The organism is Haloarcula pelagica, from assembly GCF_030127105.1.
In the GTDB taxonomy this organism is placed as follows: Archaea; Halobacteriota; Halobacteria; order Halobacteriales; family Haloarculaceae; genus Haloarcula; species Haloarcula pelagica.
In genome coordinates this window covers 125996-138333 of the sequence record NZ_CP126161.1, presented here as the reverse complement: position 1 = coordinate 138333, position 12338 = coordinate 125996, and the positions used below count along the sequence as shown (strand labels likewise).

Genomic DNA, 12338 nt, shown 5'->3' with positions numbered 1-12338 from the left:
CAATGCCTAGGTGTCGACATCTCGTAATGAGTTTTGTGTTCGACACAGATACTGTCCTCAGACGACCCAGGTGCGGGCGAAGGCGTCGAAGAAGTCCTCGTCGGTGGTCACTTCGACGTGTTTGGCCCGCCGGTGGCGGGCGGCCTCGGAGATCGACTCGATATGCGAGTCCAGCCGTTCCTGGTAGGACCGGCGCTGTCGGGCTCCGAAGTAGGTCCGGATCGTCTGTGGCCGTTCCATCCCCTTGAAGATCGTCTCCCCCGACGTGGGTGGGTCCCGCTCCTCGGGAGAGTGGACGTGTGCGAGTACGAGGTAGTTGTCCGCCAGCGCGTCCAGTCCCTCCGCGACCGCGTCTACGTCCGCCAGAAAGTCACTAGCCACCAGCACGAGCGACCGGGAGTTGATCGTCCCGGCGTACTCCGACAGCGCCGACGCGAACGCCGTCTCGCCGGCCGGCTCGGTCGCGTTCAGCCGATCGATCAGTCCCAGTACCGCACCCTGGTTCGAGGCCCCGGTGTCGAGGCGCTCGAACGTCTCGCCCAGCAGGGAAAAGCGGAAGTCGTTGTGTTCGCCGGCGGCCAGCGAACAGAAGCCCAGTCCCAGTTTCGCCGCGTACTCGAACTTGTTCGACTCGTCCTCGCCGGCGGCCATCGACTCGCTCGCGTCCAGGAGGACGTGAACCGTCAGGTTACGCTCGGACTCGAACTGCTTGACGTACAGTTCGCCGGTCCGACCGTAGAGCTTCCAGTCGACCAGCCGGGTGTCGTCGCCGGGGACGTAGTTCCGGTAGTCGCTGAAGGTCAGCCCCTCGCCAAGCACCGTCGAGCGTTGTTCGCCGCGCTGTCTGGCGTTCGCCAGCCGGTCGATCGACCCCCCGAAGCGGTCGAGTTCGTCGAGGAAGGCCGGTGATATCATAGCAGGTCGGCGACGACATCGTCGGGGGTGATGCCGTCCCGTTCGGCGGTGAAGTCGACGATGATGCGATGGCGTAACACCGGTCGAGCCATCGCCTCGATGTCGCCCTCGACGACGTGTGAGCGGCCTTCCAGGAACGCCCGGGCTTTCGCCGCCAGGACGATCCCCATGCTCGCCCGCGGGCTGGCACCGTATTCGAGGCGCTCGTCGTGGCGAGTCGCTCGGACCAGTTCGACCGCCCGCTCTGTGATGTCGTCGGCGATCGGCATCTGGCGGACGAGCCGCTGTGCCCGGGTGAAGTCGCCGTCGTCGAGCACCCGATCGACGGGGATCGTCTCCGTCGGACCCCGCGTGTACCGGTTGACGATGTCCAGTTCCTCGCCCCGATCGGGGTAGTCGAGCAGGATCTTCAGGAGGAAGCGGTCCCGCTGGGCCTCGGGCAGCGGGTAGGTCCCCTCCTGCTCGATGGGGTTCTGGGTCGCCAGGACGAAGAACGGCTTCGGCAGTTCGTAGGTGTCGCCGCCGGCAGTCACCTGGCCTTCCTGCATCGCTTCGAGCAGCGCCGCCTGGGTTTTCGGGGTCGCCCGGTTGATCTCGTCGGCCAGGACGACGTTGGCGAAGATCGGTCCCGGGTCGAACCGGAACTGCGTCCCCTCGCTGGTCTCGTTGATGACATCCGTCCCGGTGATGTCGGACGGCATCAGATCCGGGGTGTTCTGGACCCGCGAGAAATCGAGCGCGGTCGCGTCCGCGACCGTTCGGATCAGGAGCGTCTTCCCCAGCCCGGGTGTCGACTCCAGCAGCGCGTTGCCGTCACAGAGCAGACAGGCGAGTAGCTGCTCGATGACCGGCTTCTGGCCGACGATCCGCTTCCCGACCTCCTGGCGGAGCGTCTGCAGGGACTGCTGGATCTCCTGTACCTCTGTCTCGTCGATGTCGATGTTACTCATCTGTTTCGTTCCTCGTGACGCGTAGCGTGTACTCGCGGATGAGGTCCGCGTCCTCGACCTCCCCCGGGTCGTCGAACCCGCTCCGCTGGGTCTCGATCCCGTCGTCGCCGGCGGTCAGCCCCTGGCGGTCGTAGCTCGCCGGGCTCCGGTCGCCGTCCCCGCCGGGACCGCCGGAGACGTTCGAGTCCAGCGGGTCGCTCCCCTCGGGGACATCCTGGGGGTCGCCCAGCACGTCGTCGCCGGACTGGAGCCCCTCCTGGCCCGGGGTCTGTGGGTTCGGCGACCCGCCGCCGCCCGGACTCTGGCCGGCCCCGCCGTCGCCGGGGGTGTTCTGTGCCGGCAGCGGGTCGACGGTGAGTCCGGCGACGGCCACCTGGAGGGTCAGCAGGCTCACGACCAGCACGACGACGAGTCTGGCGGCGAGCCAGCGCGCCCGGAGGAGCTGTTGGCTCGACGCCTCGCCGAGGCGGTCGACCAGGTCGCCGTACAACAGCCGGGCCATCGTGCCGTCACCGTCCGACGAGAGCACGTCCCTGGCCGTCCGGACGGCGGCCTCCAGGTTCGGGTTCGCCGCCTCGAACCGCTCCAGCGAGAACCGTCTGACGTTGACGATTGTGCTGGTAGCCAGCACGACGACCCCGGTCGTGACGCTGGCGGCTGTCGAGGTGGCGACCGGACCGATCGTCTCGGGGAGCGCGTCGACCACCAGTACCGAGAGCGCGAGGTTGACCACGAGTAGGGCGACCACCGCGTCGGCGACGGCGGTCACGAGCGTCGCCTTGTACCGCTCCCGGTGGACCGCGGTCAGCGCCGCCTCGACATCGTCTCTGTCAGTTGCCATTGTTCTGTTGGGCTTGGTCGAGTTGGTCTTCCAGGTCCTCGATTCGTGCTTCGAGGACTTGGTTCTCCTGCCGGAGGTCGGCGATGTCGTTTTCCAGCGTCTGGATATCGTCTTCCAGGCGGACGTTCTCCTCCCGGAGGGTCTCCTGTTCCTCCCGAAGTTCGTCGTTGCTGTCGTTGAGATCCTCGTTGATCCGTTCGAGCCGGTTCCGTTCTTCCTGAAGTTCCTCGTTGCGGTCCTGTGCGCGATCGAGGCTCGATTCGAGGTTCCGAACCCGCAACTGGAGCTGTTGTGCCCTGTCCTGGGACTCACGTAGCTCCCGTCTGGTCTGTGTCAGGTTCCGTTCGGTCCGGTTGAGTTGTGTCGTCAGCGATTGTAAGTCCCGCTGGCGGGTCGCCAGACTCTCGTTGATCCGCTGGATCCGTTGCTGGAGCGTCGTGACGTTCGAGCGAGTCGCCGCCAGTTCCGCCCGCAGCTCCTGGTTCTGTGCCCGGAGCCGGTCGTTTTGCTCCGTTACCTCCGTGACCGATTCCTGGTAGTACAGCGTCGTACCCCCGACGCTCGCCGTCGCCAGGATCGTGACGACGACCAGCCCGAGGTTCAGTGTGCGTCCGATGTAGCTCATGGGGATGTGCCTCCGCTCCACGCGTAGATTTCGTCGAGTCGCCGGGCCGAGACTTCCAGGAGGAACAGGACGAGCGCGGCCGCCAGCGGGAGCCACGACCAGTCCGTCTGGACGGTCCGGGGTCGGGTCGCCTGCTCGCGGGCGAACGTCGCGATCTCGGCGGCCGAACTGGGGGAAAACACCCGGCCGCCGGTCGTCTCGGCCGCCGTCCGAAGCTCCGGCGACGGGCCGAACCCGGCGTACTCGATCGGGTAGTTCACCGCGTACTCGGCGCCCAGGACCGACTGGTAGCCCCGTTCGGTCGGGACGAGCGTCCCCTGATACCGGCTCTCGCCGGCTGCAGTGAACGTGACGTTGGCCGCGGTCGGCTTGTCCTGGCCGCGGTACTGGACGGTCGTGGTGCTCCCGACGCGGGTGTCGGGCACGTCCGTCACGCCGGTCGCCAGCCGCTGGGGGTCGCCGATCGCCCAGTTGACCGACTTCGTCGTCGCCAGCGAGTCCGGCCGGCTGAGCAGCCCGCCGAGGGTCCCGTCGGAGCTGTAGGCCGTGATCGAGACGACCCGGCCCAGGCCGTAGTTCCAGGCCGAGACCGCGGGCCGTCCGTCGCCGCTCGCGACCAGGAAGTCACCGCGGTCTTTGACCGTGACCTCGTGGGCCTGGCCCGGCGACGCGGTGAACTCCACGCCGTCGGTGATGAAGTGGCTCCCGTCGACGACGGTGAGCCCCGAACCGCGGAACCGCCGGTCGGGGCCCCCGTAGCGCAGCCGCAGCCGGCTGGTCTGGTCGGCCTGGAGGTAGGTCCCGTCGCTGGCGTCGGCGATCTGGCGCAGCAGACTCTCGTTGCGCTGGCTGCCGACGCCGATCGCGACCACCTCGGTCCCCTGGTTCCCCAGCTCCGTCGCGGCGGCGACGGCCCCGCCGCGCTTGTCCCGGCCGTCGCTCAGGAGGATGACCGTCCCGCCGCCGTCGCCGAGCATCTCGCTCCCGCCGTCGAGTCCGGACGCGATCCGCGTGCTTCCGGTCGTCTGGAGCCGTCGAATGCGGTCTTCGAGGTACGGCCTGTTGCCCCCGAGGGGCCGTGGCTCCGCGATCGAGTACGCCCGGGTGTTGAACGCGACGACGCCGACCTGGTTCTCGTCGCCTAGTTGGTCCAGCACGTCCAGCGCGAGCCGTTGCTGGAGGGCGAGTCCCTCCTTCGCGCTCGCGGAGATGTCGACGACGATGACGATCGAGGATCGGCTGCCGGGGTCGCCCTGCCGGACCGGGACGAGGTCGCCGACGACGGCCTCGCTGTACCCGCCGTGTTCGTAGGCGTTCGGGCCGCCGACGACGACCAGGCCGGTCCCGTCGACGACGGCTTGCTGGAGCGCGGTCTGGTTGCCCAGGTCCGGCGCGGCCACGTCCTGTGTGACCACCGCGTAGTACGACGAGAGGTCGTCCGGAACCGACTCCGCTCGCTCGACGGTGTACAGCGAGGAGAGATACGACGAGAGCGGATACGAGCCACGCGAGACGTAGAGGATCCGGGGCTGTTCGACCACGCGGACCGACTTCCGGAACACGCCGTTTCGCTCGTAGCGGTCCTCGCCGTCCAGTGTGGCGGTGATCCGGTGGCTCCCGGTGTCGTTGAACGTCCGGCTGAACTCGAAGCTCGCGGCGTCGCTGACGGTCCGGGACTCGACTTCGGTTCCGTCGACGGAGACCGTAAGCGTCGCCTCGCTGTCGTTGAGCGCAACGCCGTCGACGGCGACGAGATACGTGTTCTCGACGCCGGCACTGACCTTCGACGGGCCGTTGACTGTCACGAACCGCTCGGTCTCGGTGACCTCGGGCTGGATCGCGCTGACGGTCGCGTTGACCTGGGTGGCGAGTTCGGCCGCGGCGTCCAGTGACTGTCCCTCTGTCACCCGCCCGTCCGAGACGACGACGACGGTTCCGTTGGGCGAGAGCGACGACGCGACGGCGTCACCGACGGGTGAACCGGTCGTATCACCGACGCTCCTGGTCGTCACGGAGACGCCGCGCTGCTCGATCGCCGTCGCCAACCGCCCGGTCGGGTCGTCGCCGACACCCATGCTCGCCGACCGGTCGGCAAGCAGCGTCACGTGTGGGTCGCCAGTCGTCGTCTCCGTCGCGACGGTGTAAGGGCCGGCGGCACCGACGACCAGCAGTATCACCACGAGCGCGCGACTGGCGAACAGGAGGCCCCGTTTACGCCGGGAGATCGATCCGAGGCCGGGACGGAGCACCAGCGCTCCGACGACGAGGAGGCCGACGACGACCCCGATCAGGACCAGCGGACGCTCGAAGCCGACGGTCGTCCCCTCGACGACGAACTCGACGGCCATCAGAGATCACCCCGGTGGCGCAGGAAGGCCAGTTCGGCGAGTACGAGGAGCGCGGCGAGCGTCACGACGAGGGGCGTGAGATCGACCGACTGCCGCTGTGTCGTCGTCGTCCCGCTGGCGTTCTCGTTCGCGATGTCCTCGATCGACGGTGCGGTGACGTTCGACTCGGCCTGTGTGAGCAACGCCGCGCTGTAGCGCTGGCCCCCCGCGGCGTAGTAGCCTTGCCTGTCCAGCAGGGCGCTGCCGGTGACCTCGCTCCCGTCCGGCCGCGTGATCGTCGCGTTCGCGCCCACGGTCAGTCGCTGGCCGGTCTGGCGGTTCAGCGTCGCCGCCTGGGGCCGATCGGCGAGGAAGAAGACGGCCCGCTTCCAGAACACCGGATACCGGTAACCGCTGGTGAACTCCGTCTCGTTGGGCAGGTAGCCGTAGTACAGCACCCGGCCGGCGCCGCGGTTCCCGGCCGCAAGCAGCGGCGACCCGTCGTCGTACTCCACGAGCGCACGCGCGTTGGTCGTGTTACCGCGGACGTACCGATCCGGCGCGGCGAAGTCGAAGCCGGCGGTCAGCGGGTCACGGGTGATCGACCCCAGTTGTGGCTCCTCGCCGACACCCCGTGGCTCGATCGCGAGCAAGTCCCCGTAGCCGACCTCGCCGACATCAGGCTGAGCGAGGACCGCGACGCCACCGCCGTTGGCAGCCGTGCTCCGTGCGGACTCGATCGTGCTGTCGAGCACCGCATCCGCGCGGACGTTCCCGAAGACGAACACGTCGTACGTGTCGGTGATCGTCGTCGGCGGCCGCTTGACCGTCAGGGAGACGGCGTTGTTGACTTCGAGGGCCGTCACGAGGTACCGGTTGGGATCGTTGGTCAGCAAGACGACATCGACGGTAGGGTTCGACGGCGCCGCGACCGGGACGGTGTCGTCGGTCGGGAAGTCGTCGTCCCCGGAGAGTTCGGCCGTCGCCCCCTCTGTCGGAAGCGGGAACGAGACCGAGGCGGCGTCGCCCGGGGCCGGACTGACCGACGCCGACTGCCCGGCGAAGGTGACCGTCCGGTCGGCGCCCGCCGTCCCGAAGTTCGAGACGGTCAGCGTGACGCGCTGTTCGGTGACATCCCGGGCGACAAAGCCGACGTTCGCGCCGCCACCGCCGTCGAACTGCCGGAGTTCGACCGTCGCACCTCGGGCGCGAGTCGCCCGGACCGCCGACCGCCAGCTGCTCTCGTCGACGAAGTCACTCAAGACGACGACGCGGCTCTCGGGTCCCGCGATGGACGCCGCTCGCGAGATCGCGCTGCGGAGGTCGCCCGGGCCGTCGGTCACCGACAGCGTCCCGAGCGCCTCGTCGGCCCGTTGGGCCGGAGCGTCCTCGACGACGGTCGCCGTCTCCGCACCCGTGACGATCAGCGTCGTCTCTGTTCCCAGCGCGTCGCCGGCGGCGGCTTTCGCCGCCCCGAACCGTGTCCCGCTCCCGCTCTCGGTCGCCATGCTCGCGCTGGCGTCGAGGACGACGACCGTCGAGGCGGCCGACCGCTCCTGCGTGATCGAGGCCGTCGGTGACGCGAGCGAGAGCGCGAGCGCGAGGATCACGAGCAGTTGTAACAGGAACAGGAGGTTCCGGGTGAGACGTTCGAGGACCGGCGTTGCGCCGCCGTCGCCCTCGTCGTCGGCGAGAAACTGCAGTGTCGGCAGCTGTAACTCTCGCGGGTCCGGCTCGATGAGATAGAGGACGATCAGCGGGACCAGTGCGAGGAGGGCGAGGAGACCGGTCGGCGTCTGGAGCACATCGGCGAGTTGCATCGTCTCGGAGGGGCGGCGTAGTCACCTGTCTTTTCGGGGGCGGGTATATAAAGGCGGGGTTTACTTCAGTCGGTTTTTGAGGGGCAATCCGACCCTAGAACTGGTAGCGGCGGTCGTCGTTGTCCTGCTGCTGGGGGAACTGGTTGCCCGTCATCTGGTCGTAGGTCATCCCCGAGAGGAACTCGTCGTACGTGCAGTCGTATGCCGATCGGAGGTGGAAATCGAGCGTCCCGCGGTCGACGATCGACTGGAAGTAGGTGTGGATCGCGGTCCGGACCAGTTCGTCGGTATCCGCCGGATCGAGCGCAGCAAACAGCATCGAGAGTTCGTGGCGTGTCTGGCGGTCGAGGTCGACGGTGAGTTGCTCGCCCTGCTCGCTGTGTGCCGCTTCGATATCGTCCTGAAGCTCTTCGAGCGTCATACTCGACGGTTCGCGGCGACGGGCAAACACCTTGTGTCTCGCTGGCTCGCACAACTGTGTGTCTCGTTGATGCATCGCAACATTATTCGTGGTAGGCTGAAATTACCCGCTGTATTACTCCGGGATCGGGAGAGATGGCAGGGCCAGAGGACAGCCAGGATCGGGAGCACCCCTCGAGAGCTTCCGCTGTCGTCAACCGACTCGTCCCGGCGGCGGTCAGGCGGAGCTACGCCGCCAAGTTCGCCATCTCGCTGACGGTCGTCATCCTGCTCATCGCCCTGGTCGGGACGGCCAGTTTCGTCCAGGTCCGCTCGATCTCACAGGAGACGGCGACCGAGAACCTCCAGTCGACCGCACAGCTCCGCGCCGAGGCAGTCGACGAGTGGCGCTCGAACATGCGGACCCAGGCACGCGCGTTCTCGGCCTCGGCGGTGTATGCGAACGGGACCACCGAACAGATCGACGACTACGTCGAGGGGGTCGCCGCGCAGGCACCCGGAGGGGGGACCGAACTCCACTACGTCGACACCGCCGGCACCACCGACGTGATAACCGCGAGTACCGTCGACCGGATCGAGGGGCAGTCGACGGCCGCGGTCCATCCCACGCTCGCCGACCCGGTCCGTCGGGCACAGGTCGCGGCCGATCCCGACGCGGTCGTCCGGTCGAGTACGTCCTACGAGACGGACGCGGGGTCCGCGATGGCGTTCGTCAGTCCGGTCCCCGGCGGCGAGGGGGTCGTCGTGGTCGTCAGTGTCTTCGCACAGGACCTGCGGACGTTCGACGATCGCGGCGGGACGTTCGCCACGACCGTGGTCAACGAGTCGGGCGCCCCCATCCTCTCGATGGACGCGACGGGACGGGCGGGAACCGACGTGGGACCGGGGTTCACCGAGACGGCGTCGGTCCCGACGACCGCACAGACGGACCGGCGGGTGTACGCCTACGCCGCGGTCGACGGGGTGAACTGGACCGCGGTGACCGCCGCCGACAAGCAGGAACTGTTCCGCGCCAGCAGGACGATCAGACGGAGTATCGGCGTGCTCATTCTCACCAGCGTCGTCTCGCTGGGTGCTGTCGCGGTCGTCCTCGGTCGGCAGACGGTGACGCCGCTCGTCGAACTCCGGCGGCGGATCGAGCGGATGGAAGCGGGGACCTTCGATGTCGACCTCTCGACGGACCGCCGAGACGAGATCGGCCAGCTCTACACGGCCTTTGGCAACATGCGGGACGCGCTCCGGGACCAGATTCGGGAGGCCCGCGAGGCCCGCGAGGCGGCCGAACAGTCCCGTCAGGAGATGGAACGCCAGAACGATCGCCTGGACCAGTTCGCCTCGACGCTGAGTCACGACCTTCGGAATCCGCTGGCGGTCGCTCGCGGTCACGTCGAACTGCTCTCCGCGCGACTCGCCGGGTTCGACGCTGACTCCGACGACCCCGAGGAACTGCTCGAACACACCGCGGCGATCGAGGACGCCCACGACCGGATCGATTCGATCATCCAGGACGTGCTCACGCTGACCCGCGAGGGAGAGAGCGTCGAGGAGACGGCGCCGGTCGATCTCGAAGCGGTCGCCCGCGAGGCGTGGGCGAACATCGACAGCAAGGACGCGACGCTCTCGGTCTCTGGCACGCGGACCTTCGAAGCCGACCGGACACGGCTCCTGCGGGCCTTCGAGAACCTCTTCCGGAACGCGATCGACCACGTCGGTCCCGAGGCGTCGGTCGAAGTTCGGGCGACGGCAGGGGGCTTCACCGTCGTCGACGACGGCCCCGGCATCCCTACGGAGGCGGTCGACGACCTCTTCGAGTACGGCCGGACGACCAGCGAGGGGGGCACCGGTATCGGCCTCTCGACCGTCAAGACCATCGCCGAGGCCCACGGCTGGCGCCTCTACGTCGATACGACCTACGAGGACGGCGCGATGTTCGTCTTCGACGACGTGCTCGCCGCGGACGACCCGGACTGGTACGACAGCGAGTTCGAGTGGGTCGAACTCTCGGCCGACGACTGACCGCCACACACAAGCCCCGACGCCCGTTAGGCGGGGGCGATGACCGAGCAGTCCGAGGCGGCTACACAACTCCCGGCCGATGTCGACGCCGTCCAGCAGGCCCTCGTCGAGTGGTACGAGGACGACCACCGGTCGTTCCCGTGGCGCGAGACCGAGGACCCCTACGAGATCCTCGTCTCCGAGGTGATGAGCCAGCAGACCCAGTTGAACCGCGTCGTCGACGCCTGGCGGGACTTCCTCGACCGGTGGCCGACCGCCGCCGACCTGGCGGGTGCCGACCGCGCGGACGTGGTGGCGTTCTGGACCGACCACTCGCTGGGGTACAACAACCGCGCGAAGTACCTCCACGAGGCCGCCCGTCAGATCACCGACGAGCGCGGCGGCGAGTGGCCCCGCGACCCCGAGGGACTCTCGGAACTGATGGGCGTCGGCCCCTACACCGCCAACGCAGTCGCCTCGTTCGCGTTCGACAACGGCGACGCCGTCGTCGACACGAACGTCAAGCGCGTGCTGTACCGCGCGTTCGACGTGCCGGACGACGACGACACCTTCGAGCGGGTCGCGTCGGAACTCATGCCGGCCGGAAGCTCGCGGGTCTGGAACAACGCGATCATGGAACTGGGCGGAGTGGCCTGTGGGAAGACCCCCGACTGCGACGGCGCGGCCTGTCCCTGGCGCGAGTGGTGTCACGCCTACCGGACCGGCGACTTCACCGCGCCGGACGTGCCAGAACAGCCCAGTTTCGAGGGGAGCCGTCGGCAGTTCCGGGGACGGATCGTCCGACTTCTCGGCGACAACGAGGAGATGACTCTGGATACGCTCGGGCACCGGATACGTGTGGACTACACTCCCGACGGCGACCACGGACGGGAGTGGCTTCGTGGACTCCTGTCGGATCTGGCCGACGACGGTCTCGTCAGCGTCGACGAACGGGACGGGAACCCGGTCGCTCGACTCCGATAGCCCGATCCGAGGTCGCCAGACGACACTGACCGATGGAGTCCGAAACTGGTCTTTAATTTGTATTATCAATTTTTACGAAGGATTTATAAATTGATAGTCAAAGGCGGGGCTGTACATGTCGAAACAGCTGTCTGTAGAGCTGTGTGTCATGATCGTGGTGGTAGGGGCCGTCGCGCCGATTGCACTGATTGGTGGGGGAACAGTAGTCGCCGCTCAAGAGGACACCAACGACACGTTGGACAGCGCTGAACGTATCACAGAGGGGAACACGTCGGGCGTGATCAGTCCCGGTGACCAAGACGTGTACAGGATCAGCGCTAACGAGACCGACGTGCTCGATATCCGCGTCTTCCAGCCCGAGTTCGTCACCGTCCGCCTGTACGGGCCGAACAGAACACAGATCGCCAGCGAGTCCAACGGACTCGACGGGCGGACGCCGAGACTCGTCAAGAAACTGCCCGACACTGGCACGTACTACGTCGAAGTCATCAGGGACAGTTCCTCCTCGCAACAGCAGTTCAGCTACACGCTCCAGGTCAACCGTGTGACGCCTGTCGAGAACGATCAGTTCGGTCCCAACGGCGGGTTCGAGGCGGCCGCCGCCGTCTCGAACGGGTCCTACGACGGGACGCTCTGGGACAGCGAGTCGGACTACTTCGCCGTCGACGCCAACGAGACCGACGCGCTGGATCTCAGCGTCTCCCAGCCCTCGTTCGTGACGGTCCGTCTCTACCGCCCGAACCGGAGCCAGATCGCCAGTTCGTCCACCAGCCTGCAGGGGCGGACGACGAGGTTGGTCGAGAAACTGCCCGAGAACGGGACCTACTACGTCGAGATAACCCGGCGGTCGTCGTCGAACCAGCAGGTGTTCAACTACACGCTATCGGTCAACCGGGTCACGCCGGACAAGAACGACCAGTTCGCGCCCAACGGCGGGTTCGACTCCGCGGCGACGATATCGGCACAGTCCAACAACGGCACGATCTGGGGCGGTGAGTCGGACTACTTCAAAGTCGGACTGAACGCGAGCGAGACGATATCGATCGCGCTGACGCCGGACAACGGGTTCGTGACCGTCCGAATGTTCGATCCTGACCGGAATCAGATCGGCAACGACGATCCCTTCCTCCGTGGCGGGACTGCGACCCTGACACGGACCGCCTCCGAGCGCGGGACGTACTACGTCGTCGTCGACGGGAGTGGGCGGAGCCAGGTCGGCTACGAACTGGAGAGCAACCGGACGGGGACGCTCCCACAGCAACCGACGAGCATCGTCGACCGCTTCGATACGAACAACACGCCGGGCATTCAGGTGCCCGAGGTACTGAACGCGATCGTGGAGTTCAATCGCGGCCAGATCTCGCAGGGAGATATCCTTCGAATAATCGTCGCGCTGAACAGTTGACCACGGCCTCGCTGGTTCCCGCTGGGCAACGCCGGACTCGGCAGCCGTCGAGTGGT

General features: G+C 67.3%; 10 protein-coding genes. 3 read left to right on the top strand and 7 right to left on the bottom strand.

Annotation, left to right across the window (positions count from 1 at the left end; all coding sequences use genetic code 11):
• Positions 1 to 57: 57 nt before the first annotated feature.
• The 7 genes from P1L40_RS00725 to P1L40_RS00695 form a co-directional block, all read right to left on the bottom strand.
• Positions 58 to 915, bottom strand: a complete 858-nt coding sequence (locus P1L40_RS00725; RefSeq protein WP_284009376.1) for a DUF58 domain-containing protein — start codon at positions 913 to 915, stop codon at positions 58 to 60.
• Positions 912 to 1865 (bottom strand): AAA family ATPase, encoded by a 954-nt coding sequence (locus P1L40_RS00720; protein ID WP_284009375.1) that lies wholly within the window; start codon positions 1863 to 1865, stop codon positions 912 to 914. The genes P1L40_RS00725 and P1L40_RS00720 overlap by 4 nt, the downstream gene beginning before the upstream one ends.
• Positions 1858 to 2706, bottom strand: a complete 849-nt coding sequence (locus P1L40_RS00715; RefSeq protein ID WP_284009374.1) for a DUF7502 family protein — start codon at positions 2704 to 2706, stop codon at positions 1858 to 1860. The genes P1L40_RS00720 and P1L40_RS00715 overlap by 8 nt, the downstream gene beginning before the upstream one ends.
• Positions 2696 to 3331 (bottom strand): hypothetical protein, encoded by a 636-nt coding sequence (locus tag P1L40_RS00710; protein ID WP_284009373.1) that lies wholly within the window; start codon positions 3329 to 3331, stop codon positions 2696 to 2698. The genes P1L40_RS00715 and P1L40_RS00710 overlap by 11 nt, the downstream gene beginning before the upstream one ends.
• Positions 3328 to 5679: a VWA domain-containing protein gene (locus P1L40_RS00705; RefSeq protein ID WP_284009372.1), complete on the bottom strand. Its 2352-nt coding sequence runs from the start codon at positions 5677 to 5679 to the stop codon at positions 3328 to 3330. The genes P1L40_RS00710 and P1L40_RS00705 overlap by 4 nt, the downstream gene beginning before the upstream one ends.
• The gene (locus P1L40_RS00700; protein WP_284009371.1) at positions 5679 to 7478 is read right to left on the bottom strand and encodes a DUF7408 domain-containing protein; all 1800 of its coding nucleotides are present in this window, start codon (positions 7476 to 7478) and stop codon (positions 5679 to 5681) included. The genes P1L40_RS00705 and P1L40_RS00700 overlap by 1 nt, the downstream gene beginning before the upstream one ends.
• Positions 7479 to 7572: 94 nt before the next feature.
• A complete protein-coding gene (locus tag P1L40_RS00695; RefSeq protein WP_284009370.1) occupies positions 7573 to 7899 on the bottom strand; it encodes a ribbon-helix-helix protein in 327 nt (108 codons plus the stop codon).
• Positions 7900 to 8033: 134 nt separating this feature from the next.
• On the opposite strand from P1L40_RS00695, the gene P1L40_RS00690 reads away from it, so the two are divergent.
• The 3 genes from P1L40_RS00690 (at position 8034) to P1L40_RS00680 (ending at position 12282) form a co-directional block, all read left to right on the top strand.
• Positions 8034 to 9914: a HAMP domain-containing sensor histidine kinase gene (locus P1L40_RS00690; protein WP_284009369.1), complete on the top strand. Its 1881-nt coding sequence runs from the start codon at positions 8034 to 8036 to the stop codon at positions 9912 to 9914.
• A 39-nt stretch (positions 9915 to 9953) separates the two neighbouring features.
• On the top strand, positions 9954 to 10877 hold the full coding sequence (locus P1L40_RS00685; protein ID WP_284009368.1) for an HhH-GPD family protein: 924 nt from the start codon (positions 9954 to 9956) through the stop codon (positions 10875 to 10877).
• Between the two features lie 301 nt (positions 10878 to 11178).
• Positions 11179 to 12282, top strand: a complete 1104-nt coding sequence (locus P1L40_RS00680; RefSeq protein ID WP_284009367.1) for a hypothetical protein — start codon at positions 11179 to 11181, stop codon at positions 12280 to 12282.
• The last annotated feature ends 56 nt before the right edge of the window (positions 12283 to 12338 follow it).